Origin of the sequence: Ruoffia sp. FAM 26254 (assembly GCF_045528545.1) — a bacterium.
Lineage (GTDB): Bacteria > Bacillota > Bacilli > Lactobacillales > Aerococcaceae > Ruoffia > Ruoffia halotolerans.
On the sequence record NZ_JBGQQY010000028.1, the window covers coordinates 1 to 26372 of the forward strand.

Here is a 26372-nt window from a genome sequence, read left to right on the forward strand (position 1 = left end):
ATTCCACCTCACGGTGGACACCCTTGCCTTTAGCTAACAGTTCCTACTGCCAAGTCTGTAGTGGACTTTCACCACCAAGTTATCGCCCATGCCGGGCGCACATGAAAAAAGTCCAAGAGTTTCCTCAAGGACTTAAAAATTATCCCTTACCTGCACGCTTTTGTTGTGAAATGGCGACACCTAATAAGGTGAAGACGACGGCGAAGGCTAATAGTAAGCCCCACTCGGTTAATAAATCTGAATACGAATTGATGTCTTTCATGACACTTTGTCTAAAGTAAAACAAAGGAGAGAAATGAGCAATTCGTTGGATGGCCGTTCCCATAATTTCATAAGGGATGAATAAGCCTGACAAGAATGCGAGTCCCAAACTAATGACGGTTGTGAGTCCATTAATAATATTGCGATTGTTCGTGATTGATGTCATTAAAAATGCCATCGATAAGGCTGTTAGAATGAACAAGGTAAGTGAAATAATGACTCGAACGTAATCAATCGGAATAGAACTCGGTATGTAGAACCAAAGAACTGAGATAGTAACGAGTAGAATTAACCCACCATACGTTATTTGTCCTAAGACAACTTGGGTATTATATTTTAGATTTGAAATTCCACTCAAATTAATGCGGTCTTGAATTTTATCAGATTTAATTTCTGACATAGCCATACCAACTGTTCCAAGTATAATTTGGAGGACAAAGTAACCCACTAATGCAATCCCGGTTGTATAAGCCAAGAGAATGTTTTGATTATCAAGTCCACCAACCATTTCAACTTCGGCTGTTTCATTCAGCGTAGAATCGAGTTGATCTGTTAACTCTGAAATATCGCTGACTCCAGATGCGACCCGAGCATTGGCCAATCGTAAGTATTTGTCGACCTCCGTATTCAGCTGTGCACTACTCATATCACGTTCATTCAGTAGTAACTCAACCTGGTCTGGTTGCCCATTTAAAACCAATTCTTCAAAATTCTCAGGAATATATAACATCCCCTGATATGTTCCAGAAAAAACTTCATTTTCAACATCTACTATAGTGACATCGGATAGCGTTTCTACGTCATGCGATTCACTCAAGTAATCCACTAAATGTTCACCCAATGGATCGTCACTTTGGTTGACTACTGCAATATCTAAGGTCACACTTGAGAATGTTTGATTTTCATCGCCTTCTGGTTGCCCTATGGCTACAAATACGAAACCAAGGAAAATTAGAAAGTAAATTAGCAGTTCTTTCCAATACTTTGAGAAGATGCGGATGATCATATTATAGATGGTCATAACGTTTCCCCCTTAAGTAATAGACTGAAAATGCAAACATTAGTATGATATATACGGCCATAATCAAGATTCCTTGTGAAAGAATCCTCGTATCATTCAGTAAATTAATACGATAGAAATTCTCAGTAATAATGTTTACAGGATTGACTGTGTTAAACCATGGAATCGTGTTGTTTATAAATTGCTTCACACCCGGTACCATTCCCCCTGCAATAAAGGTTAAAATTAGCGTTGATGCGACAACAATTTGAGTTTTCCCATCGATCTTCAACTTTGGAATGAGTCCGGCAACAATTCCCAACATAATCCCGAAGATATTTCCAAGGAATATAAGTAGCAAACTATAACCGAAATGATTCACGACTTGAATTCCGAGCACATATTGAATATAAATAATTAAGATGATGTTCGCAGCAAAGTTTACAAGAACCGCATTTAAAGCATTTAACCCAATATAGCGATAGCGTTTTAACGGTGTGCTGCTCAACCGGGAAGCGAGTGAACTTAAGGGGGCTAGAATTTCAGTCGAAATTTGCACCCCATAAAATCCCCCGTATAAACTTACCATGGCGATTAAACCGAAGAACATAATCACGATATAGGAACCGGGTGTCGATTCCATTTTGACAAACTCCGTTGTGTAATCCATATTCAATGCATCTAATCCCATAGCTGTGGTTTGTTTCACTTGATCCATGATACTTTTGACGATGGAAGTATTTACATTGCTTTCATTCATTAATAAGTTTCCATCTTGCTTTACATAGACTTCTATCTCTTCTGCTTCCAACAGTTCTCTTCCCTCTTCTTCACTCATCGTCGTCACATCGAGAACTTCTATGTCAGATAAAATTACACCGTAACTATAAAAGGGAGTGGATTCGGTTGTCACTCCAATCGGAACAGCTTCAATATCACCTTCAATTAAGTCTGATGATGCGAAGAAATAAAGAGAAGCAAGAATTAGCGGCAATCCAAAAGTATAAAATAAAATATCTGGTGTTCGAACAAATCTCAGAAAATAATACTTTAGTTGCGTGAGTGCTGCTCTCATTGGTCACGCAGCTCCTTCCCAGTCAGTTCTAAGAAGATTGAATTTAAATCTGGCATTTGACTATATAATTGAGTATAAGACAGTTCATGTTCTTCAATGAATTTTACTAATTTAACGACATGATTATTCCCTTCGTCAAAGACGAGTCGCCATTTGTTCTTACCTGTCTTCTCAATCGTATTGAGATTTGGTAATTCTCTCATTTCTTCGATTTGTTCTGGACTAATATCAAACAATTCGATATTAATAATCTCACCTTGATTCACTTTTTGTTGTAATTGTTCTAAAGTCCCATCAGCGATGTTTTGCCCTGAGTCCATGATTACAACGCGGTCACTAATTTGCTCTGCTTCGTCCAAATAGTGCGTCGTATACACGATAGTTGCACCGTTTTCGTTCAAACGTTTAATTCCCTCTAAGATAAAATTCCGACTTTGAGCATCAACCGCAACGGTTGGCTCGTCCATAAAAATCAAATCGGGTTGGTGAGCGATCCCACAGGCGATATTTAAACGGCGTTTTAATCCCCCACTTAATTTCTTTGGTATAAATTTGCTGTATTTATCTAATTCAACAAACTTAATTGCTTCATTAACTAAACGTCGGCGCTCAGCTTTATCTTCAATATATAAACCACAGAAGAAATCAATATTCTCAAATACAGTTAATTCTTCGAACAAAGCAACGTCCTGAGGCACTACACCGATTCTTTGCTTAATTTTATAGGTGTCAGGTTTTAATTCTTCTCCAAATACATCAATCTCACCTTTATCATAAGTGAGTAAGCCGAGGATTGAATTAATTAAAGTCGTCTTACCACACCCATTTGGACCAAGTAAGCCAAGGATTTCTCCTTTATATACCAATAAATTAAAATGATCTAAGGCTACTAATTTGCCATAGCGTTTTACAAGTTGTTTTACTTCTACTGCAATATTATCTGTCATTCTTTTCACTCCTTACTTGATTTGTTAACTTAAGTATAAAGGTAAATGCTTTCATGCAGTAGTGTCATTGCGCTAATTTTGATATGACATTTGTCATGAGTTTGGTAGAATGAAAGAAATAACCAACAAAGGAGGCAGCGATGAGAAGCAAAACTTTTATTATAGAAGCTTTATGGATGCTATTTATTACACTCAGTTTGCGATTAATGATGACTCAAGATGATATTATAGCGATTGTTTTAGAATCGCTACTATCCATTTGCTTCATCGCATTAAGTGGAATCATTGTTAATAAACGATTTCGAATGATGTTAAATATAGTCACTAGTCTCTTAAGTGTCCTCGTTGCTCCATCATATATTTTGTTATTACCGCTTGTCTACTTACTAACTTTTGATATTGGCTTTTACAGTTTATTAGTACTCCTGGTGGCTTTTATTATTAATCCAGGGAGTTATTATATGTTATTGATCGGAATTTTAGGGGTATATATCGCTGATCAAAGTCAACAAATCATTCAGCAACAAGCCTCGTTAAATGAAGTGAGAGATACGTTAACAGAAGAGCAATTACGGATGAAAAATCAAATGAAGGATTTAATTCAATCTAACCAAAAAGACGTCGATATTAGCATCTTGTCAGAGCGTAATCGGATTTCGAATGAACTACATGATGCGATCGGTCACTCGCTCGCCCGAAGTATTATTCAAATTGAAGCAATCATCATTGCGAATGATAATGATAAAATTGAAAGGCAACTCAATCAATTGCAAATTAATTTACGGCACGGAATGGATGACATTCGCCATACCATTCACCATATCCACCATGAAAGTCTAGACTTTGAAGTCAGTATTGACAATATGCGTGAGAAATTCGCACCGCTGATGATTAATTTTGATCTGCATACTGAAACTGAATTTAAATATAATCAGAAGAAAGATATCTTGTCGATTATTCGTGAAGCGATCATTAATAGTATTAAGCATTCTAATAGCACGCAAATGAATATCATCCTCCAAGAATTTCCAGAGCATAATAAATTGCTGATTAAAGATAATGGTACGGATTACGATGAGAATCAAGATCATTCTGAAGGCATGGGCAAGACAATTATTCGCCAGTTCGCTAATAAATACAATGCCCCCATCCTCTTCTACTATCAAAATGGGTATATTGTTCAGATGAACTTGCCTAAATAAAAAAATCTGATAGATTCCTCAAAAAGAACTCTGTCAGATTTTTTTATTAACTTTCATATACCTATTCCTCTATCACAAAGTCATAGGAGTTATATTCAATCGTATTATCTTCTGCACGGTTGAACTCAATGAGGTCTTCATTAAACAGTTTTACACGAATCGTCTCATCAGACTCGACAATCTCTGGGTTGGAAATAGTGAATACGACATTTCCCATAGGGTCAATGGATGAATAAATTCCTGATGACGCATGTTGAATTTGTTCAATCACATTAAAAACAGTCGGATTATTTTCTAAATCAAGTTGATCTTCAATCGCGTTAAAACTAACTCCTAACTCGTCTTGTAAGGCTTGTAAATCATCAGACTCGGTATTTGGATCCACTTGAGCAAGCAAGGCTTCATCTGTATGCTTAGATAATAACAGTATAATTTCCCTTGCCTCAGCTGCTTCATTATTTACTGTTATTTGAACATTGTCTGGCGTAAAGAAAATATGACTGATCGGACTTTCTTCATTATCACTGACATAACTTTGATTATCGTTGGCAGAGACGGGTGTTTGACTGATTAATAATAGTGACACAACTAGCATGACGTACTTAACTATTTTTTTCATTAGAATATTCTACTCCTCTATAATTAGTTTATTTATTGGATTACCTGAATTAGATGTCACATACCCAGTATAAGTCACATACCACGCATACATATTACTTCCAACTCCTCCTCCATATCTTCTCTCAGAATAAGATTCATATAACGTACCTTTATATAATCCGTCATTATATGAATAAGTTGATGAATAGCTAGGAGGAAATGAGCCATATCCAACAAATACTGTAACTGTCTTTTTGACAGTATGAGATAATAATCTATTTTCTATATCAAAACTGTCCGAAAATGATGCTTCAACAGTTAAAGGAGTTGTACTTCCAAAGGTAACAAATAATAAAATAATTATAACTATTTTTTTCATTATGATTATCCTTTCTATTTTACTTCAATAGGGGTTTTCGATGGCATAGGTATTGATGAACCAACCGGATATAAATAGCCACTATAGTATGAGAATGAGTTAGGTCGAGGAGTAAATCCAACTTTTTGTAAGTAGCCATGCCAATATCCATTATGATAATAATATACTGCTGGCCCATTACCAGAAACAGGATGCATTTCAATCCACATTCTTCTTACATCAAGTGGTTCAAACGAACTAGTAGTTATATCTATTTCAGTATTACTTTCAATAGCTCTTGCAACAGATGTTGGTAATGCAAAAGTAACAATTAAAAGTCCTGTTAAAAAAACTTTACACTTTTTCATAATTCACACTCTCCTAATTCTTTTTATTAGAGAAAATAATTCAAAATGACATATTTTCCACTTGTATTGTTAAATATATTATCTCTTACCTAATTCATAATTCGACTACTTTGAATGTTTAAGACACTCAGTGATTCATAACTAAGATTCCATACTCTATCATCGTGTGGTTCAAATATGAACTTATTATCATTAAAAATATAAATAGACTTCAAAGTATATATCAAAATACTTTTGATTGTTTCCGATCTTCTGTATCTTTTTAACAACATTTTCATAATCTATTACACTTTATAAGATATATTCTACAAAGATGATTTCGTTAATTATTGTATTTAAAATATTTATCTCAAATAAATCATATATATTTTTTCTCATATCTATGTTCAAAAAAGAACTATCAATTATTACTTTACTTTCTGTCCATATTTATACTTTCTCGATCGGGAGTAAAAAGGCATTTATATTTACTCAAGATAAATTAATTGATTTGAATATTTTAAATTAATTCAATTTTGACTATTTCCTCGTCAACTGGTCTTAACTCAACAATTAATTCAACATTCCTGTCTAGTGAAATGACACAACATATAATTATTATTATTTGCTTTATAAACTCACCCCCTATATACTTATAATAAAATAATTTTATAGATTTTGGGTTGTCTTTAAAGTATATATTATTTAATCGCAAATTATTCCAGTATTCTTATAGGAGGTCAAAAATGGTTTCGTACGGTAAAATAATCAAGAGTATTCGCGAAAATAAAAAAATGACGCAAAAAGAACTCGCCGAGGGTATTGTCACTCCTCAATTTTTATCGCAATTTGAAAATAATAAATATGATATTAAGCTCGATAATTTTCTAATGATTCTTGATCGATTGAATGTTAAATATAGTGAATTTATCGTGCATGTGCTTACATCAGACCCACCACTGCAAAGTAACTTTCTAAATCAATATTCAAAAGCTTACTATTCGAGCAATAAAGTACTTTTAAAAAAACTAGTGGAACAAGAAAAGGAATTATATAGTGAAAATTCAAACTTTCGTCACTTACACAATGCCATTATTGCCTCTCAACGTTTCCAGTTAATCAATCATAATGGATTTAATCGCGATGACACCAATATTATTATGGATTACTTAAAAGATGTCTATGATTGGGGACATTATGAAGTAGCGTTATTTGCAAATAGTATGTTTTTCTTGGATATTGAGCACATGAATTATTTTAATACTATGGTCATTAATAAGATTAAAAAGTACGGTTCTAAATTAAGGCTAAATGGAGAATTTTCGAAAGTATTACTTAATATGATTGATTATCTGTTGAAACGAAACGAATTGGAAGATATTGATGACTTAATCTCCGAGACCGAAACCTTTCTAATAGGTGAAAAAAGTTTCTATGAAAAAAATCAACTAAATTATCTTAAAGGTTTATATTATATTAAAAAAGGTGATATTGAAAACGGTAAAAATCATTGTGATAAAGTCATTAGCATTCTTGTTCACTTTGAAGAATATGAGAATGCCAATCATAAGCAAGAAGAAGTGGACCAATTACTTCAAGAAATTGCAGATGAATAAAAAAGCAATTCGATGGAGTACACTAGCATTGTAGGTACAGCTATCGAATTGCTTTTTCTTTAAATTAATTATTCAATATTAAATATCAAATCCGTTTGAAACTTTAACTACTCCACTAACACAAAGTCATAGGAATTATATTCCAATGTACTATCTTCTTTACGAGTGAACTCAATGAGATCTTCATTAAACAGTTTTACACGAATCGTCTCATCAGACTCGACAATCTCAGGGTTAGAAATAGTGAATACGACATTCCCCATAGGGTCAATCGATGAATATATTCCGGATGACGCATGTTGAATTTGTTCAATCACATTAAAAACAGTCGGATTATTTTCTAAATCGAGTTGATCTTCAATCGCGTAAAAGCTAATTCCTAATTCATCTTGTAAAACTTGTAAATCATCAGACTCGGCATTTGGATCCACTTGAGCAAGCAAGGCTTCATCTGTATGCTTAGATAATAATAGTATAATTTCCCTTGCCTCAGCTGCTTCATTATTTACTGTTATTTGAACATTGTCTGGCTTAAAGACAATATGACTGATCGGACTTTCTTCATTATCACTGACATAACTTTGATTATCGTTGGCAGAGACGGGTGTTTGACTGATTAATAATAGTGACACAACTAGCAAGACGTACTTAACTATTTTTTTCATTAGAATATACAGCTCCTCTATAATTAGTATAAAAAACTAAACCTTCGTATCAAGTAACTTAACAGATGCCTATCGCAAACAATAAAAATGGTTAATATTGTTATGTTAATTATACACTATATATTATATTTTTTTCAGATTTTATTAATATTTATCCACAAAAAAAAGTATCAGCAAGAATAATCTCGCTGATACCAAAACTCAAAAATATTAAATTAGTTTACTTTTTCAATCTTGCTAAACTCTTCTTTAATCTCTGCCAATAGTTCTGGTTTTGTAATCACATCAAAACCTGTTCTAGCTAGAATCTCAACCGTGCGCATCATCGCTTTGTAACCAAATTCAGTACGAGTTGCTTCACGGAATTCAACGGTATGACCCGCAGTTGGTACACCATCTGTAATTTCGTAGTATGAATGGATAGATGGGACAACTTGGCTGACATTTCCCATATCGATGGAACCTGATAAGTCTTCACCCGCATCGATCATTTCGATTCCTAAATCTGCTGCGTTAGCGTTATATGTATCACTTAATTTTTGGTTCGTGATCATATTATAGTATGACTTTTCAAAATAGTTATATTTCATTGTCGTACCTGCTGCACTTGATGCTGCTTCAGCGCTTCGGATAACCATATCTTTCACTTCTTGTAAGTAATTAATATCTAGAGAACGAACATAGAATTGAACACGAGTGTATTCCGGAATAATATTGGCTGCGACACCGCCTTCAGCGATAATTCCATGAACACGTGCATCTGGACGTAATTGTTGACGACCCGCGTTCACCATATTGAACATATTAATGGCAGCATCTAAAGCGTTAATTCCTTCCCAAGGAGCACCAGCCGCGTGAGCTGTTTTTCCAAAGAATTCAAATTCTAAAGCTTCCATCGCAAGCGATACATTACTCATTAAGTTTTGATCAGAGGGATGTGTACATAAAGCGACATCCACATCGTCAAACGTATCAGCATTAGCCATATCAACTTTAACACCATCAGTTTCTTCAGCCGGCGTTCCTAGAACTACGACGCGCCCACCTGTTTCACCAACGACTTTAGATAAGGCAATTCCTGCACCCGTATCTACAGTCCCAAGCATGTTGTGACCACAGCCGTGACCAATGCCTGGAAGTGCATCATATTCTGATAAATAGGCAACTGTTGGCCCCTCTTTACCTGAATCAAAGGTTGCTTTAAACGCCGTATCGAATCCTAAGTATGGATACTCAACGTCAAAGCCATGTTTTCTTAATAAATCAACATGGGCTTGTGATGATTTATATTCGTTTAATCCTAGTTCAGGATTTTCATAAATATAATCACTTAAACCTTGTAATTCCTCGCGCATTTCTGAAACGATTTCGTGTAATTGTTCTTTTGACATATAATATTTCCCCTTTCGAAATTTCTAAAATGGTCCGTAGCCGACTAATTGTGCAAAGATAATAAAGACTAGACCAATCGCTAACCAAATACCCATTAAAGGCATGGCGAATTTAACCCATTTTTTGTAAGGAATATCTGCAATTGCTAATTGAGCCATTAAGATTCCTGACATCGGCATAATTGAATCTAGGAAGCCGTTCCCTAATTGGTAACTTAATACTGCAGTTTGGCGTGTGACATCTAAAGCATCTGCTAAAGGTACCATAATTGGCATTGTAACAGCCGCTTGTCCACTACCTGAACTAATAAAGAAGTTAATAATAATTTGAACGACGTACATACCAGCCGCTGATAAGACAGACGGTAAGTTTGAAATTGCACCCGTTAAACCATTAATCAATGTATCTAAGATCATCGCGTCTTCCATAATAATCACTAAACTTTGTGCTAATCCAACAATTAACGCTGCATACATCATATCTTTAGCACCTTCAATGAAGTTATCTGCTAAATCTCCTGGTCTCATTCCATAGATTAGACCACTAATTAAGCCCATACCTAAGAATACAGCACCTATCTCAGTTATAAACCAGCCTAAGCTCATAACACCGTATGCTATAACAACAAAGCCACCAACAAAAACAGCTGCAATAATCTTCTGTTTAGTTGTGAATTCGATGTTTTCAGTTGTGTTTAAATCTTGAAAGTCCGCATGATTTCTTGCTTTCATTTCCTCATCATAAACGATACTATTTGTTAAATCAGCTTTGACACGTTTACCATAAATAATTAAATATAAAGACGTTACAATCCATAATACGGTAAACAGGACTAATCTCAATTCAATACCTGAGAATAAGGGTAATTCCGCGATCGATTGTGCTACCCCAACTGAGAATGGATTCATGAAGCCAGATGTAAACCCAACTCCTGCTCCAAGCCCAATCATTCCGACCCCGATAAGTGAGTCATAACCAATCGCTCGCGCTAATGACACACCTAAAGCAATAAAGACAATTGTCTCTTCACTCAAGCCAATCGTTGAACCTGCTAATCCCATAATTAGTACCACAACAGGAATGACTAAAGCTTCTTTACCTTTTAATGAACTAACAATTCGACTTAAAGCCGATTCGATCATTCCGGTTTTATTAATAATTAAAAATGACCCACCTGTGACAAATAAGAAGTAAGAGATATCTTGTGTTCGAGCGAAACCTCTTGGAATACTCTTCAACACTTCAAAGATACCTTGAGGATTACTTGCAACATGTGCGAATGAATCTGGATTAATAATTTCACGTTCTCCAACCATTACTCGCTCAAATTCCCCTGCTGGGACAATCCAAGAAAGGATGGCAGCAATAATAATAAAACTAAACAATAATACATATGTATGTGGCATCCGGACTCTTCCTAATGCCTTGAATATATTTTTCACTTTGTTCCTCCATTTATTTTGAACACTTTACAGCAGGGTGAGCGAATTACTACATTGCACTTTTAAAAAATGTATATAAAAAAGCTGCGAGCAAAAGCTCACAGCCAGAATTTGACAGGTTCTTTTGCCCACAACACAGCACGCTCACCTACGTAGAGTTTGGGCAACCCTACAAGACAGTGATAGACTTATTCAATCTATCCCCAACATCAATTTGACATTTCGGCTAGCAATCCTTTCATCATTTCTGATTACTGATATTACAAGCGGCCTCAATACTGTATTGTTCTCTTATTTAATTTACTTGAGATAGAGTAACGCAAATCTCTGCCTTTGTCAAATTAATATTTCAAAGATTAAGAATTAGAATCAATTACTTTGATACTTGAATTTTATTTCATAAAATAGACTTATAGAGTCATGAGCATCGCTTGCTTCTTTCATTTTAAAATTATTTAAGGAGGAATAATATGATAAATCAACCCTTTTTTACAATTTTTTAAAAAATAAGTCATCGGTTCACGATCGGCGTGATCATTTTACTACTAGTCATTATTGGTATTATACGCAATATGTCAAAACGAAAAACTTCCTTTTCAATGCGGATGATGGTTGCTTTATTTTTAGGACTAGCCTATGGAAGGTATTGCTGCTGAGAGATTTCCACTATTCTTCTTAGAGTTAATTCCTAATAATATATTCTCAGTGATGACAACAAATAGTAGTATCGTATCTGTAGTAATTATAGGAGCATTCTTTGCGGCCTCTATTCGCTTCATGAGAAATATAAAACCTGATGCGATTAAAGCCTGTGATGAATTTCTACAATCTGCGCAAGTCGCTGTTAATAGTGTATTAACAAACGTGATTAAATTAATGCCTTACGGGATTTCAGCGCTTGTAGCAAATACGATTTTATCTCAAGGGATGGAGATTATTAGTATATGATTAACTTTATCTCAGCACTCTACTCTGCTGTCGTATTTATGTTACTCGTCTACGTTGTTATTCTCTTATTGGTTGGAGTGAATCCAATTAAATTCTATCGAAAAGCATTTCCTACAATGGTCCTAGGTTTCTCGGATCGTTCAAGTGTTGGTACATTACATATACAATTACGAATTTAGAAGAAAACATCGGTGGGTGTCGATTGATGGGAAGGTAACTTCGATATGGAACCATTCAACACACCTACAAAATCCGATTTCGAAGATATTGATTAATAATGATTTAACATACCGAGTAGTTACTTGGTAAGTTTTTTTAATTGCTAATTGAAAGCGATGTCTTGTACAATAAAAATAACACAACATACAAATGGAGGTTTGTTATATGCGAGCATTTAATTGCGATATTCCAACTAAAGTTTACTTTGGTGAAGGTAAAATTAAACATTTACCTGATTTAATAAAACAATTCGGAAACAAAGTTTTACTCACTTATGGTGGCGGGAGTATTAAGCGAAATGGTATCTATGACGAGGTGCAAGATTTACTAAAAGGTTGTGAGATTTTTGAACTCAGTGGCATTGACCCTAATCCTCGGATTGAAACGGTTCGTGAAGGTGCAAAAATCTGTAAAGAGAATGATATTGATGTCATCTTAGCCGTAGGCGGTGGTTCAACCATCGATTGTTCTAAAGTTATTGCGGCAGCTGCCAAATACGACAGCGATGCCTGGGACTTAGTTATGGATGGCAGTTTAATTACAGATGCGCTACCTTTAGTAGATATTTTGACACTTTCAGCAACAGGGACTGAGATGAATTTTAACGCTGTTATTACAAACTTCGATGTAAAAATGAAACAAGGAACAGCGAGTAAATATCTATACCCATATGCTTCTATCTTGGATCCAACTTATACATATACTGTGCCCGCTAACCAAACTGCTGCTGGTACGGCAGACATTATGTCTCATACGTTTGAGAACTACTTTCAAGCAGAAGACAATGCCTTTATTACTGATAGCTTAAGTGAGTCCATCTTACGTGCCACTATTAAATACTTACCGATAGCGTTAGAAGATCCTGAGAACTATGAAGCGCGTTCGAATTTAATGTGGGCGTCAACCGTAGCATTAAACGGCTTAACATCGATGGGTAAAGGTGGCGGTTGGACAACTCACCCAATTGAACATTACTTATCTGCTTACTACGATATTACCCATGCCGTCGGATTAGCCATTCTAACACCACGTTGGATGAAATATATCTTAAGTGACAAAACCGTGGACCGTTTTGCGAGATATGCAAACAAAGTATGGGATATTGAAGAAACCGATGATAAGTTCGCAATGGCTGAAGAAGCGATTAAAAAGACTTATCAATTCTTCGTCGATAACGGTTTACCTATGACTCTTCCAGAAGTAGGTATTGAAACGGATGAACATTTCGAAGAAATGGCCAAAGGACCTGCCGAACGCTTATCACGTGCTTACGTTCCTTTAAACCCAGATGATGTTGTTGAAATTTTAAATCGCTGTATGACAGAAGGTTACGAATAATAACTTAAAAGACACTCTTTCGTTTACTAAAAGTATCCGAAGGAGTGTCTTCATATTTAAACTTCTTTTAACAAATCAAGTCGATCAAATTCTATGACTAATTCATAAGCACCGATGTATGAATGAATCTTCTCTTGGATCATTGAGAATAATTCCTCATTTGTTTCCTCCACGCCATCAGGAACAACTACATCAAAAGTGATATGACTTCGATGATTTTTACTATCTACTTTAAAATCATGAAACTTTAAATCTAATTGAAATGATTTAAGAATTTCTTTAACTTGACGGTAAATAGCTGTATGTTCTTCATTATGTTTCGCAATTGGGTCAACGTGACAGACTAATTCTACCCCTAATTTCTCTTCAAAGTCTGCTTCAATTTGATCAATTACTTGATGTGAGTAAGTTAAATCCCAACTATCGTCGATTTCAATATGAATCGTCGCAAAGGTTTTGTTTGGTCCATAATTATGCACAAGTAAATCATGGAAGCCTACGATTGAATCATACTCATCCAATAAAGTCTTCATTGCTTGGATTTCATCTTTGGAAGGACTTGTCCCTAATAAATCACTAATCGAGTCATTAATTGCCTGAATACCACTATAAACGATGATCACAGATAACAAGGCACCCGCGTAACCATCGATTTGCCAACCCGTCACCGTCTCAACGGTCGCGGACACGAGTACGATTAAAGTTACAAAGACATCATTCATACTATCTTGTGCCGCACTATGTAATGTATTGGAATGAATAGCCTTGGCAGCCGTCTTGTAAAAATTCCCTTGTATAATCTTAACTAGAATTGACACAACTAATAAAATAAAGACTAGTGGTGAGGCATTTAGAGGCGTTGGATTCATGATTTGTTTAATCGAAGACGTGAAAAATTGAAAACCAACATAAATGATAACAACAGAAATTAATAAGCCCGTAATATATTCTGATCGTTCATGTCCGTAAGGATGTTCTTTATCAGCTGGTTTAGAAGCTGCTCTAAAACCGAATAAGGTTAATAAAGAAGACGCAGAATCGCCTAAGTTATTCATCCCGTCCGTAATAATCGAAATACTGCCTGATATTGTCCCCGCCAGCAATTTAATTCCAAATAATACAAAGTTAGAGATTAAGCCCACTCTTCCAGATAAGATACCTAATTTAGCTCGAGCTTCCCCATTGGCTTGCTTACTTAAAAAACGGTCAATTAATCCTTTAAACATAATGCGCCTCACTTTTCATAACGTTAATATCCATTATATCAAATCTCAATATCCATTTAAAAGAATTATAAAATTCCAACCAAAATAAAAAAGCATTCATAAAACGAATTCGTTCTACAAATGCTGTAACATTCAGTTATGACCATATTCCACTAATTCAAAATGAACGTATTGATTATCAATGATTAAATATTCAGGATTAACAATATCTAAACTAAAACTAGGGAATGATTGGCCATCGAAAAAATTTATCTCTAGATATTGTTGATTTTGTGAATTATCTTCATCTGACTGAGCCTCCAAATCAAAAATACCGTATAAAGCATCTTCATTCACCATAAGATTCTTATAATCCATGACTTTTTTTACTGTTTTATCTTCTGTTTCACTCTCAATTAAATATTCATTATCAATTACAATTTGAAGCCGGTTTTCGAGGATGTGAATTTCTTTAATCAATGAATTCTCATTTGTCACTTCGTATCTACCAAATAAATTTTCCTGGGCACTAACATCTGCTGGAATAACTACAAAACCGAATAATACAGAAACGAATACAATTTTTTCATCTTTATCCCTCGTAACTTGAAATTTTTATCAAAAGTCAATTGAATTTTCCTGATTCTAATCTAATAATACCACATAAATAATCGGTTGTTATAGTGGTTATCACTCGGTTGGAAAGCGCTTATATGTTATCATTTAATATATACAATATAGCGGAGGTGAAAGTTACAGAAAGACTTTTAAATTAACTTATAAAGGAGAATATGATGAAAAAACTCACGAGATTATTTCTATCAGGAATGCTATTGTTAAACATCACAACGCCCTACTATTCTGCACAAGCAGAATCTGGAGATAGTAATAATGGCGTCGACGAGATCATCGCAAATATGACTCTCGAAGAGAAAGTCGCTCAAACGCTCATGCCAGACTTTAGAAATTGGGAAGTCGATGGTGAAGAAGTAGGCGTGACTGAATTAAACGAAGATATTCGTCAAATCTTAGCCGACTATCAATTTGGTGGTGTCATTTTATTTGCTGAAAATGTGGTTGAAACAGAACAAACAGCCCGACTCGTCTATCAAATGCAAGCCTCTCAAGTTGAAAGTGATCACTTACCTCTTCTCATTGGAATTGACCAAGAAGGTGGAATCGTGAACCGTTTGGGTTCGGGAACTCAATTACCGGGTAATATGGCTCTAGGAGCAACAAATGACCCAGAATACTCGAAACTAGTTGGTGAAATTATTGGGAGTGAACTTGAAGCCTTAGGCATCAATGTAAACTTTGCTCCATCGGTTGATATAAATAACAACCCCAAAAACCCAGTCATCGGTTTACGTTCATTCTCCTCTGATCCTGAGATCGTTTCTGAACATGGCTTGAGTTATATCGAAGGGATTAAAGAACATAACGTCGCTGTTGCCGCGAAACATTTCCCAGGACATGGAGATACCGATGTCGATTCTCACTTCGGCTTACCTGTCGTTGATAAAAGTTTTGATGAATTGATGAATAATGAATTACTTCCTTTCAAAGCTGTGATGGATGCAGACACTGATATGATTATGACAGCACATATCCAGTTCCCACAACTAGAATCAGAGACGAAAGTATCGGACGAGGATGGTTCTGATATCTTATTACCTGCCACACTCTCTCCAGCAATCTTAACAGATCTAGTTCGTGATGAGATGGCTTATGAAGGCATTGTAATCACAGATGCTTTAAATATGGAAGCTATAGCAAATAACTTTGGTGAGGTTGAAACTTCGATCTTATCTAAAAAAGCTGGCGCAGATATATTATTGATGCCTGTCATTATTAGATCCAATGACGATCTTGCTTTGCTAGATGAGGTGATTCAAGGTCTTGTTGACGCAGTTGAAAGTGAAGAAATCCCCATGGATAATATCGACAATTCAGTCCGTCGCATTTTAACGCTTAAGGATGAATTAGGTTTACTTGAGGATGATTTCTTAAGTCAGTCTGAAGATGATGTCGTTGCGAATGCAACAGAGATTGTTGGCTCTGCCATGAATCGTGCCAATGAACGTGAAATCTCTAATCATGCTGTCACTTTAATTGAAAATACACAAGCCGCTTTACCCATTCAACCGGAAGCAGATGATCATGTATTATTTATTACAGCTGATACAAATCAAGTTCCTGGAACTGAGTTCAGTATAGAGCGGATGCGATTAGAAGAATCACTCTCGTCTGACTTTACGTATGAAATATTGACTTATAATGAAGAAAGTCAATTCACTGACTTTGCAGAGGCAATCTCACAAGCCAGTCATGTCGTTGTATACACGAGTATGGTAGATGAATCCTCTCTTGCTGCTGATAACTTTAGAACAGCGATTCCACAAGAAATATTCACTTACGCAAAAGAGCAAGGTATTCCAACGGTGCAAGTAAGTATTAATAAACCGTATGATGCCGTAAACTTTACTGATAATGATGCGATATTAATTTCTTACGGATATAACGGTATGGACCCAACGGAAGGCGGACAAGAGCCCGTCGCATCATTCGGTCCGAACATTCCTGCTGTGGTTGAAGTCATCTTTGGTGTCACTTCTTCTGAAGAAGGACCTACAGGTCAATTACCTGTTGATTTACCAGTCATCAAGGACGGCGTGTTGTCGCCTAATGAAGTGGCATACCCCGTGGGTTATCAATCTGAGAATTGGAATTAATCAGAAGAAACTATACAAAAAATCTCCTACCCACAGTGGTTAGGAGATTTTTCTATTCATATTTACAGGCAACCCAGAGAATGATTTTCTTTATCTCGCTTGAAACGCTGTTTCCCATAAATTAAGTTTTGTTCCGATATCTTTTTCTAAGGCATTTTGATAAACTTGGTAACCCCAAGCAATATCATACAAAGGTTGGCCACCTAAAGCAAAGATGATAATATCATCGTCGTTCTCACGAGCTTGAACGTTACCTTTAATAATATCACCTACGTTCATAATAATGTCACTCGTCATGCGATCCTCATGAATCCAGTCTAGGAATAATCGTCCTAAAACGCCCATCTCAAGGGTGTTATATGGATAGACATCTTCGTACTTCACTTCTTCATACATCTTCCAATTATCGACGACTAAGCGAACATTATTAATGACAAAGTCTGGATCAAAGTTCCCTGAAGAAGACCCGATAATTAAAGCACCTGGTTTAATCCATTCACTCTCAATCTTAGGATTCGCTTCTCCAGAAGTTGCTAAGTTTAAGATATCCGTCTCTCTCACAGCATCTTCAATTGAATGTACAATTTGTATCGATACATTTGGAAATTTTACTTCTAAATCTTCCTTCAGAATCTGCGATTGAGATTCATCCACATCATAGACCTTAAACACTTCGGCGTTTTTCGCTTCTAAAAGCAATGCGATAGCTGTTGAACTTCCGATCGCACCCGCACCTAAGACTGCGACCACTTTTGAATCTGGCTTAGCAAGGTAGCGCACACCTACGCCCGGAATTGCCCCAGTTCGCCAAGCACTCAGTAAATTAGCTGACATAAAGGCTAATGGTGCACCTGTATCGGCATCATTCAGATTCATTGTGAGAATCGAACGCGGTAGGTTTTTATCTTTATTATCAAGGTTTGAACCATACCACTTACATCCAGCAATACGATATTCGCCACCTAGATAGGCTGGCATCGCACAAAATCGACGGTCTGGACCATTGGCCGGCATACTTTTATGCTCAGGTTCATCTGGGAATGAGACAACCATTCCGTGAGAATTATTCTCTCTACCACCCATCCGGTAATCTTCTGTACTTAAGATTCCAAAAACATCTTCCATGACGTTAATACATTCTTGCATATTTAAAACGCCCGCATCAATCATATCTTGTTCATTTAAATATAAGAAATCAATTCGCCCATCTTGAGTCATTATTAAAATCCCCTTATAAATTTAGTGAAAATATTAGAGTTATATTATAACAACTCAAGAGAAATGTAAAATAATAGCTAATGTAGCTTTCCATCTATCTGAAAGTATCTATTGTTTCCTCAGTTGCTTCCGTTTCTAAATGCGTTACAAACTCAAAATCATCCACGTAAGTATGCATACGTTCATCAATCGTATCCCACCACAGTTGGCCATCGGGAATTTGATGTAAGTCGATATCAGCAAATGGAATAATTTGATACATCTTCTCTGCTTCAACCCCCAAGTTAAATATAGGCATGAACTTAGGATTCACAACATTCACTTCACCGGACTCATCGCGCTGAAACGTTACTTCAGTAATACCGCCTTGCTTATTATCTAAATCTCTTTGTCCAGTTAAAAAACTAGCTTGAGAATATATAGCAAATGTTTCACCCCCGTTATACCAATCGACGGGTTGTAATACGTGTGGATGCCCACCTAAGATAAGTTTGGCACCAGCATCACTTAATGATTGAAACACATAAAATTGCTCTTCATTTGGTAATGTAGCGTATTCCTCTCCTAACTGTAAGCTCACAACGACCGCATCAACTTGTTCGGATAGTGCGTCCACTTCAGCAACCATTAAAGGAACATCAATTAAACTAATTAAATATTCTTCTCCAGCAGGTACGGGAATACCATTGGTTCCATAGGAATAATTTAAGAAGCCGACACTGATACCATTTGCTTCTATTATTCGGTTTGTATTATAATCTTCCCAAGATTCATAACTACCTACATACATCATATCCTCTTCTTGCAAGTTCTGAAGTGAATAGTGCGCGCCTTCACTGAACCAGTCTAGGGTATGATTTGTAGCATTACTTACGATATCAATACCAATTCGCTTCAGTGCAGCAATAATCTCACTCGGTGCATTAAACTGCGGATACCCTGACATTGGTAGCTGCGGTGAAGCAGCAATCACTTCTAAATTAGCCATCGAAATATCAGCATATTCCAAATAAGGTTGAATATGAGCTAACATCGGCATAAAGTCATAGGCTGCATCTTCATCAAAGAGGTCAGGTTCAAAACCTTCTTCAAGCATATTCGCCACAGTATCTTGATAGATTGGTGAGTAAGTGTCAGCTAAATAACTGACACGGTCATGAATTAACACATCCCCAACTGATCTTAAGGTTAACTCCCCTTCTTGTGATGGAAATATTTCTTTACCTTCTTTCATTGGTAAGTCTTCAAATAAAAACTCTTGCTCAATCGGTTCAACCGGCTCTTCCATCATCTCTTCTTGAGTACTATCATTAACAACAGAAGATTGACTAGCTATTTGAGTCGCTTCATTAGAAGTAGAGTCTGCTTGTGATGTATTTGAAAAAGTATATATATATAATCCAACGATTGTCAGAATAAGTAAGCTTCCAATAATTACTAACCACGTTTTTGTTTTTTTTGACATTTATTCTCTCCTTATTCGATTTTAATCTAAGTTGCCTGTTGAGATTTTTTCAACGCTTAAATCCTCCGCCACTATGACTGTGATATCTTTACCCAACGGATCTTGCCAGATGAACGAGTGGCTATTCTCTTGAAGTTTCTGAACATAAGTCCAGTTATTACCCACCACATCGATAACATCTTGAATAATTAAATTATCCCTTTGCTTTAATTCATCAATCTCAGCTTGTGTCACTGTTAAGTTGGCACGACCATAATTAGCTTGCCCAATTTCTAATTGAATTAAATCTTTAGAAGCCCAGTCGTAAGTCATACTATACGTCCCAGTAATATAAGACATTTCATCTTGAATAAATTCAAAATAATAATCCTTATAATTTTCATCCACTTCAGAAAAACTTGGTAAAGCATCAGGATGATTGATTACTTCTTCCACTTTTTCTAAATCAGATTCTGAATCTGTTGTTTGTAATCTTTCAAACGTCGGATACAAATTTCCATATAAATAGTCCACTTGATTGTTTTCATTCATTGAAACCGTCAGTTTAAAGGTATCTACGGCTACCCACATATCATATTTGAGTGAATCTTCTTCATATGTATACTCATCCCCAAATAACTCTATGATGTCAGCAATACCGATAATGCCATTAATATTATTACCTGAATCGATTACTTCAGTTACTTTGTCTAAGACATCTTTTATTTTGTTATAGATACTTTCTTTTGTTTCATCACTGAATTCGCCTTCGAGTATTTGTGTTGCCAAATCAGGGGAAACAGATGGACTTTCGCTTTTTTCTTCTGCATGAACCGTTTGGACAACAAGTAAATTTAATAATCCAAGTACTAATAAACGCTTCTTCATGACGTATTCTCCTTATCTTTTTACTTTTCTTGTTGTGTTTTATAATTAATAGTTTACACTAACTAACAATACAATACGAATTTAATCCGGTGAAATCATATGAAACGAAAAAAGACCTTAATGAGAATTAAATCTCATTAAGGTCAATGACTCGTTATCTGATTAGTTAAAGTCAGCTAACGGATCTTGTGCTTGTGAACCTGATCCTTGTAATTCAGTAGGTTCCATGGCTGATTTTGGTACTCCGAAGAAGTATGTAACGACAAAGCCACCAATATAAGCTGCAATTAAACCAATGACATATTGTAACCACATGTTATTAGCAATTAGTGGAATTAAAGCAACTCCACTTGGTCCGATGGCTGTTGCTCCAACACTTCCAAAGAATCCAATCACGGCGCCACCTATCCCTCCACCGATACAGGCTGTAATAAATGTTCTACCTAAAGGTAATGTTACAGCATAAATTAATGGCTCACCGATTCCTAAGATACCAACAGGTAAAGCACCTTTAATCATATTTGTTAATTGTTTGTTCTGACGTGCTCTCATCCAAACAGCAATGGCTGCTCCTACTTGTCCTGCACCTGCCATAGCAAGAATAGGTAATAGGTTTGTCTGACCAGTTGAGCTAATCATTTCAATATGAATAGGCGTTAGGACTTGGTGTAAACCAAACATAACGAGTGGTAGGAAGAATGCTCCTAATATAAAGCCTGAGAAGGCTCCACCAATATCCAGAACCCAATTTATTGAACCAACTAACGAGGATGAAATGACCCCGGCAACGGGCATAATGACAAAAATTGTTAATAAACCAACTACAAGTAATGCAATTGTTGGTGTAAAGATAATATCTAATGCATCCGGAATCACTTTTCTTACTGCTTTTTCAACATAAGATAAGATGAATACGGCAAAGATGACACCGATAATCCCACCTTGACCAGCTAATAATGGCTCACCTGTAAAGATATTAATGAGTGGATTCTCAGGGTTCATACCTGTAAGGTAAATAATCCCAGCGATAACTCCACCCATACCTTGAGTTGCGCCAAATACTTTAGCAGCGTTAATACCTACATAAATATTTAAGTAGCCGAATAAACCATTCTTAATAATATTTAAGATGTCAACTGCATGTCCCCAAGTCGCTGCATCGAGTTGACCAGCGGTAATCATGTTCTGGAAGATGGATGCAATCCCCCCAATAATACCGGCACCAACGAAAGCTGGAATTAATGGAACAAAGATACTAGCTATTGAGCGAGTAATACGTTTAAAGGCATTATCATTCCCTTTTTTATATTTTTCTTTATTCTCTTTTGTAATTTGTTCTGTACTAGCTCGTCCAGATGTTAATTCTGGGTCAAGGTTTTCATCGACAGCCGCACCTTTAACACTGCCTGACATACTTGCTAATTCAGTTGCTACTTTACTAGCTGTACCAGGACCGACAACTACTTGTAAGTTATTCCCGTCTTGAACAACACCCATGACACCGTCAACTTTTTTCAATTCAACTTCATCGACGACACTTGGATCAACTAAATCAATCCGGACACGTGTCATACAATTATAGATGTCTGTAGTGTTGTCTTTACCACCCATATGTTTGTATATTTCTTTAGCAATTAATTGTTCTTTTGTTGTATTCATCATTGCTCCTCCTCTTCTTTTATAGCTTCTCGGATAAACCCGTTGTTATGACTTAATATGTCTTTTGCACTATTTGGATCATTATTTGTTAATACCATAACAATGGCCACTTTAACGTTGTTATCTGCTTCTTGAAAAGCTTTTTCTGCTACTTCATAATCACATTCTGTCGCTTGCATTATAATTCGTTTGGAACGTTCTTCTAACTTTTCATTGGTTGGTTGTACGTCTACCATTAAATTTTTATACACTTTTCCAATTTGTACCATCGATACTGTTGATAACATATTTAAGATTAACTTTTGAGCTGTTCCTGCTTTTAACCGAGTTGACCCGGTTAATACTTCTGCGCCTGCATCCACTTCAATGGCAACTTGGCTGTATTCACTAATTTCAGCGCCTTTGTTACAAGCAATTGATACCGTAGATGCGCCAACTTCTTGAGCATAGGCCAAACCACCTTTAACATAAGGCGTTCGACCACTTGCCGCAATTCCCACAACTGTATCTTTATTAGTTAATTTCAATTCTTTTAAGTCATCTCGTCCAAACTCTGCAGAATCTTCTGCACCTTCGACTGCTGATAACATGGCTTTTTCTCCACCAGCAATTAAACCAACGACCATCTCAGGCGGTGTACTAAAGGTTGGTACACATTCCGCTGCATCTAAGACCCCTAAGCGTCCGCTCGTTCCTGCTCCCATGTATATTAAGCGACCGTCTTGTTTAAAAGATTTCACGATTAATTTAATCGCTGCTTCTATTTGTGGTAAAACTTGTTCAATCGCTTCGGGTACACGGCGATCTTCCTGATTCATCAGTGCAATAGCTTCTTGAACGCTCATTTGGTCTAATGCCATCGAAGCTTCATTTCTCGTCTCAGTTGTTAGCTTGCCTAATTTCATCTATCTATCCTCTCTTCCATTGAATTTCAAACGGTTGTCCAGGTCTCATTGCCTCAAGTAAAAGATAATCACCCGATTGTATATAACCAATCACATTAACCTTTTCATCCGCTGGTAGATTCGTTTTTGTTATTTGAACTTCTCCTTCGTATCGAAGATAATCAGAGTTATCAATCGTAATTGAACCTACCGTTCGTTCACTCATTTGTTCCGGTTTAACTACGAAATCTTGTCTCATCCTTGCTTCCTGACTACGAATGACATCGCGAGCCGCGTCCATTCTTTGAGTGTGTCGCCCTTCGATATGTTTCAGTTGTTCGATAGTGTTGGAAGTCGCGACTGCTTCGAAAAATAAGACTGTTTCATTTAAATATTTTTCCCACTGAATTTGACTATAAGTACTCAAACCTGGGTCGCCAATATACACTTTATCAACAAAGGTTGTTTGCCTTAATTCAAGCGCGCTCCCTAAAGAATGTTTGTAACGGTGGTCTTCTAAAGTTGGTAATCCTTCATATAAAGGTCCTCTCAAATCACCCTCTCCTGGTACAAAAGCCATGACCGTAATCCCTTGCTCTTTCAGCCATTTGTTCATATTAATAAACTCTAATTTATCTAAACCCGTTTCAGGACGCGGATAATAATTATGCCAAGCCTCAATCGACGTGAACTCCACTTCTAACTCTTTTAAAATATTCAAATCTTCTACGCTAATTGTACTCGCATTTAATACAACATCTACTTGCTCACTAATGAGTTTAATCTCTTCGTGACTGACTCCATAGTCGACTCGAATTCCAGTCACACCTAGTTCAATCAATGGAGTTAAATCTTTATAATAAATACCTAAGTTCTTTAAGGCGTCTCCAGAAACATCAACGACTAATTCCATTTCATAATCTTTTGCTACCGAACCTAATTGCCCTAATCGATCTAAATACAATCCAGAATCATCTTCAGGGATATGAATTGACGAGAAAATACCTTTAAAACCAATCTCATGCATGCGTCTTATGTACTGTTTAACTTCTTCTGTCACATCTTCATTTAAATATATTGAAATACCATACATATCCTCACTCCATTGTAATCGTTTTCTAAACAAATTATACAACTTATGAAATGAAATTTCAATACAAATATTTTGTTTTTATCAAGAATGAAATGAAATTACATTTCAATTGCATTAAGTTACTTTAGGTATTTATTAACTCGGACTTGAATATGATTTTATTAACCTTAGAATCAAAGTTTAAAACTTTTTTATAAGGAGGATATCACAATTAGTGGGATGAGAATTAGCGGATCGGCTGTTCTCACTTCTTATGCAAAAGAATTAAAAGATAAAAATCATGATGTTACTATTGTTTGCTACGATACCTCGCCTAGCTTTGGGCGCGGGGTACTTTTTAGAGAGGATTCAGATTTAGCACTAGTAAATACCAGAACAACTGATATTACTTATGATTACGAACAACCAGGTGAGTATGAAGTTAGGCTAAAAGAAGAAGCAAAAATTGAAGGCGATATTCCCGAATTTATGATGCGTGCCTTGTTTGGTGAGTATTTAAATGATCGAACAATGAAGCAAATTGAATTATCGAATGCAACTGTACACTATGAAACCATCGAAGATATGCGATAGTTAAGTGAAACAAAACAGTTGGAATTAGTCACTGAGTCAAATGAGGTACGTCAATATGATCGTGTCCATCTGTGTTCTGGTTCTCTACCAGTATTAGACCCTTACCATTTGAACGGAAAACCAAACTACATTAGTAACCCTACCCTCTAAACGAACTCACACATAACTTTTTTAAAGATGACCGTTTCGTTGTCATTGGAACAAGACTAACTGCGATCATCATTCTCAAATATCTATTACAAGAACGCGAAAATGAATCCGTGTACGCTTACTCACGTCATAACTTTTTCAATACAGTTGGAACAGCAAATTACATTAGTTTAAAAATGACACATATTATGTTGGATAACGTCAAAGCGACAATGGATTCAAATGAGAAAATTCTCTATTTCGATGCATTAGATAAACTTATTCAAAAAGAATTTAATCATTTAAATATTCGGTTTGAAGATTTCTGTAATATTGCTTTGCAAACAGGAACTGCAGGGCTAAGAGAGTCTTTAAATCATTCAAATTTTATGGCGAAGACAGAACGTATTGGTGTTTCCACAACTCGAATATTGTATTTCTTATGGCAATATATGCCTGAATCAGAACGAAAAGCATACTTAGATAAATATCAAGAACCCTTTAACTTAGCTAAAGGAAAACTTCCGATGAAGTCGGCTGAAGCTATTATTGAAGGTGATGACCGTGGCCAATTAACCATTCTCAAAGATGATGAAACTGTTGCTTATGATGACAACACACGAGAATACATTATGAAGAATAAGGATAATGAAGAGATTTTACGTGCGGATTGGGTTATTAACGCAATGGGTGTAAACCTTCATTTAGAAGGCGATTTAAGTGGTCATCCATTAATTCATTCCTTATTAAATAAACGCTACATTATGCCTGACACTCCAGGTGGATTGAGTCTCAATGTCTCAACGCAATGTGTGATTTCACCTAGTTGGTGCGAAATTCCTACATTTCATGCCCATGGAATGTTAGTGAGTGCAGCTGTTTTTCAAAATAATTCAAATTATAAAGCTCAATCCGTTAGCTATCAACTCATCAAAGATATCATTGCTAACTATTAAACAAATAAATACGGATTGAAATTCATTGAGAACTTCAAACCGTATTTTTTATTTATTTGATTTGTCAAATTAAGCTAGACAAAACTGCTTCATCTAAGTAACTCAAAAATACTTCCAACGGTGTTCGGTAGTGTAAGGATTTCCGTGGAATCGTGTTCCGTTTGTGTGCAATCGATGACAC

Annotated in this window: 25 protein-coding genes, 1 pseudogene and 1 riboswitch; of the genes and pseudogenes, 8 read left to right on the forward strand and 18 right to left on the reverse strand. The window is 36.0% G+C overall.

What is annotated here, in order from left to right; all coding sequences use genetic code 11:
* Positions 1 to 139: 139 nt before the first annotated feature.
* Genes ACEN3Z_RS07640 through ACEN3Z_RS07650 form a run of 3 tightly spaced genes read right to left on the reverse strand, consistent with a single transcriptional unit; the run spans position 140 to position 3283 of the window.
* Positions 140 to 1282, reverse strand: a complete 1143-nt coding sequence (locus ACEN3Z_RS07640) for an ABC transporter permease (protein WP_407090375.1) — start codon at positions 1280 to 1282, stop codon at positions 140 to 142.
* Positions 1269 to 2336 (reverse strand): ABC transporter permease, encoded by a 1068-nt coding sequence (locus ACEN3Z_RS07645; protein ID WP_407090376.1) that lies wholly within the window; start codon positions 2334 to 2336, stop codon positions 1269 to 1271. The genes ACEN3Z_RS07640 and ACEN3Z_RS07645 overlap by 14 nt, the downstream gene beginning before the upstream one ends.
* A complete protein-coding gene (locus ACEN3Z_RS07650; RefSeq protein WP_407090377.1) occupies positions 2333 to 3283 on the reverse strand; it encodes an ABC transporter ATP-binding protein in 951 nt (316 codons plus the stop codon). The genes ACEN3Z_RS07645 and ACEN3Z_RS07650 overlap by 4 nt, the downstream gene beginning before the upstream one ends.
* A gap of 140 nt (positions 3284 to 3423) precedes the next feature.
* Here ACEN3Z_RS07650 and ACEN3Z_RS07655 point away from each other — a divergent pair, with 140 nt between their 5' ends.
* On the forward strand, positions 3424 to 4485 hold the full coding sequence (locus ACEN3Z_RS07655) for a histidine kinase (RefSeq protein ID WP_407090378.1): 1062 nt from the start codon (positions 3424 to 3426) through the stop codon (positions 4483 to 4485).
* A 61-nt stretch (positions 4486 to 4546) separates the two neighbouring features.
* Here ACEN3Z_RS07655 and ACEN3Z_RS07660 read toward each other — a convergent pair whose 3' ends face one another.
* From ACEN3Z_RS07660 to ACEN3Z_RS07670, 3 genes are read right to left on the reverse strand one after another with little or no spacing between them, the layout of a single operon-like run.
* Complete coding sequence (locus ACEN3Z_RS07660) at positions 4547 to 5104, reverse strand: hypothetical protein (RefSeq protein ID WP_407090379.1); 558 nt, start codon at positions 5102 to 5104, stop codon at positions 4547 to 4549.
* A gap of 9 nt (positions 5105 to 5113) precedes the next feature.
* Positions 5114 to 5464 carry a hypothetical protein gene (locus ACEN3Z_RS07665; protein WP_407090380.1) on the reverse strand — a complete coding sequence of 117 codons (351 nt, stop codon included), beginning with the start codon at positions 5462 to 5464 and terminating at the stop codon, positions 5114 to 5116.
* Positions 5465 to 5478: 14 nt separating this feature from the next.
* Positions 5479 to 5811, reverse strand: a complete 333-nt coding sequence (locus ACEN3Z_RS07670) for a hypothetical protein (RefSeq protein ID WP_407090381.1) — start codon at positions 5809 to 5811, stop codon at positions 5479 to 5481.
* 725 nt (positions 5812 to 6536) lie between these two features.
* Between ACEN3Z_RS07670 and ACEN3Z_RS07675 the strand changes: the two genes are divergently transcribed.
* Positions 6537 to 7406: a helix-turn-helix domain-containing protein gene (locus ACEN3Z_RS07675; RefSeq protein WP_407090383.1), complete on the forward strand. Its 870-nt coding sequence runs from the start codon at positions 6537 to 6539 to the stop codon at positions 7404 to 7406.
* 107 nt (positions 7407 to 7513) lie between these two features.
* Here ACEN3Z_RS07675 and ACEN3Z_RS07680 read toward each other — a convergent pair whose 3' ends face one another.
* The 3 genes from ACEN3Z_RS07680 to ACEN3Z_RS07690 form a co-directional block, all read right to left on the reverse strand.
* Positions 7514 to 8071, reverse strand: a complete 558-nt coding sequence (locus ACEN3Z_RS07680) for a hypothetical protein (RefSeq protein WP_407090384.1) — start codon at positions 8069 to 8071, stop codon at positions 7514 to 7516.
* Positions 8072 to 8286: 215 nt separating this feature from the next.
* Positions 8287 to 9462 carry a M20 family metallopeptidase gene (locus tag ACEN3Z_RS07685; RefSeq protein ID WP_338489276.1) on the reverse strand — a complete coding sequence of 392 codons (1176 nt, stop codon included), beginning with the start codon at positions 9460 to 9462 and terminating at the stop codon, positions 8287 to 8289.
* Between the two features lie 24 nt (positions 9463 to 9486).
* Complete coding sequence (locus ACEN3Z_RS07690; RefSeq protein WP_407090385.1) at positions 9487 to 10869, reverse strand: YfcC family protein; 1383 nt, start codon at positions 10867 to 10869, stop codon at positions 9487 to 9489.
* Between the two features lie 167 nt (positions 10870 to 11036).
* Positions 11037 to 11191: riboswitch (Lysine riboswitch) on the reverse strand.
* A 350-nt stretch (positions 11192 to 11541) separates the two neighbouring features.
* Between ACEN3Z_RS07690 and ACEN3Z_RS07695 the strand changes: the two genes are divergently transcribed.
* The 3 genes from ACEN3Z_RS07695 to ACEN3Z_RS07705 all read left to right on the forward strand — a co-directional run bounded on the left by ACEN3Z_RS07695 (position 11542) and on the right by ACEN3Z_RS07705 (position 13410).
* Complete coding sequence (locus ACEN3Z_RS07695) at positions 11542 to 11853, forward strand: cation:dicarboxylate symporter family transporter (RefSeq protein ID WP_407090387.1); 312 nt, start codon at positions 11542 to 11544, stop codon at positions 11851 to 11853.
* The gene (locus ACEN3Z_RS07700) at positions 11850 to 12032 is read left to right on the forward strand and encodes a cation:dicarboxylate symporter family transporter (RefSeq protein ID WP_407090388.1); all 183 of its coding nucleotides are present in this window, start codon (positions 11850 to 11852) and stop codon (positions 12030 to 12032) included. The genes ACEN3Z_RS07695 and ACEN3Z_RS07700 overlap by 4 nt, the downstream gene beginning before the upstream one ends.
* A 205-nt stretch (positions 12033 to 12237) precedes the next feature.
* The gene (locus ACEN3Z_RS07705) at positions 12238 to 13410 is read left to right on the forward strand and encodes an iron-containing alcohol dehydrogenase (RefSeq protein ID WP_407090389.1); all 1173 of its coding nucleotides are present in this window, start codon (positions 12238 to 12240) and stop codon (positions 13408 to 13410) included.
* Between the two features lie 56 nt (positions 13411 to 13466).
* Here ACEN3Z_RS07705 and ACEN3Z_RS07710 read toward each other — a convergent pair whose 3' ends face one another.
* Complete coding sequence (locus ACEN3Z_RS07710) at positions 13467 to 14636, reverse strand: cation diffusion facilitator family transporter (protein WP_407090391.1); 1170 nt, start codon at positions 14634 to 14636, stop codon at positions 13467 to 13469.
* 132 nt (positions 14637 to 14768) lie between these two features.
* Positions 14769 to 15113, reverse strand: a complete 345-nt coding sequence (locus ACEN3Z_RS07715) for a hypothetical protein (protein ID WP_407090392.1) — start codon at positions 15111 to 15113, stop codon at positions 14769 to 14771.
* Positions 15114 to 15409: 296 nt separating this feature from the next.
* Here ACEN3Z_RS07715 and ACEN3Z_RS07720 point away from each other — a divergent pair, with 296 nt between their 5' ends.
* Positions 15410 to 17347, forward strand: coding sequence for a glycoside hydrolase family 3 N-terminal domain-containing protein (locus tag ACEN3Z_RS07720; RefSeq protein ID WP_407090393.1), 1938 nt, complete (start codon positions 15410 to 15412; stop codon positions 17345 to 17347).
* A 90-nt stretch (positions 17348 to 17437) separates the two neighbouring features.
* Here ACEN3Z_RS07720 and ACEN3Z_RS07725 read toward each other — a convergent pair whose 3' ends face one another.
* The 6 genes from ACEN3Z_RS07725 to ACEN3Z_RS07750 form a co-directional block, all read right to left on the reverse strand.
* On the reverse strand, positions 17438 to 18565 hold the full coding sequence (locus ACEN3Z_RS07725; RefSeq protein WP_407090394.1) for a tyramine oxidase subunit B: 1128 nt from the start codon (positions 18563 to 18565) through the stop codon (positions 17438 to 17440).
* Positions 18566 to 18659: 94 nt separating this feature from the next.
* Complete coding sequence (locus tag ACEN3Z_RS07730; protein WP_407090395.1) at positions 18660 to 20030, reverse strand: CapA family protein; 1371 nt, start codon at positions 20028 to 20030, stop codon at positions 18660 to 18662.
* Positions 20031 to 20051: 21 nt separating this feature from the next.
* Complete coding sequence (locus ACEN3Z_RS07735) at positions 20052 to 20897, reverse strand: hypothetical protein (RefSeq protein WP_407090396.1); 846 nt, start codon at positions 20895 to 20897, stop codon at positions 20052 to 20054.
* Positions 20898 to 21059: 162 nt separating this feature from the next.
* The gene (locus ACEN3Z_RS07740) at positions 21060 to 22559 is read right to left on the reverse strand and encodes a PTS transporter subunit EIIC (protein ID WP_407090398.1); all 1500 of its coding nucleotides are present in this window, start codon (positions 22557 to 22559) and stop codon (positions 21060 to 21062) included.
* Positions 22556 to 23461: an N-acetylmuramic acid 6-phosphate etherase gene (gene murQ / locus ACEN3Z_RS07745; protein WP_138403527.1), complete on the reverse strand. Its 906-nt coding sequence runs from the start codon at positions 23459 to 23461 to the stop codon at positions 22556 to 22558. The genes ACEN3Z_RS07740 and murQ overlap by 4 nt, the downstream gene beginning before the upstream one ends.
* Before the next feature lie 4 nt (positions 23462 to 23465).
* Entirely contained in the window at positions 23466 to 24533 is a 1068-nt protein-coding gene (locus ACEN3Z_RS07750; RefSeq protein ID WP_407090399.1) for a DUF871 domain-containing protein, read from the reverse strand.
* 219 nt (positions 24534 to 24752) lie between these two features.
* On the opposite strand from ACEN3Z_RS07750, the gene ACEN3Z_RS07755 reads away from it, so the two are divergent.
* The gene (locus ACEN3Z_RS07755; RefSeq protein WP_407090401.1) at positions 24753 to 25106 is read left to right on the forward strand and encodes an FAD/NAD(P)-binding protein; all 354 of its coding nucleotides are present in this window, start codon (positions 24753 to 24755) and stop codon (positions 25104 to 25106) included.
* Between the two features lie 326 nt (positions 25107 to 25432).
* Positions 25433 to 26191 carry a hypothetical protein gene (locus ACEN3Z_RS07760; protein ID WP_407090403.1) on the forward strand — a complete coding sequence of 253 codons (759 nt, stop codon included), beginning with the start codon at positions 25433 to 25435 and terminating at the stop codon, positions 26189 to 26191.
* Between the two features lie 64 nt (positions 26192 to 26255).
* Here ACEN3Z_RS07760 and ACEN3Z_RS07765 read toward each other — a convergent pair.
* Positions 26256 to 26372, reverse strand: a pseudogene (locus ACEN3Z_RS07765) (IS30 family transposase); the annotation flags it as partial.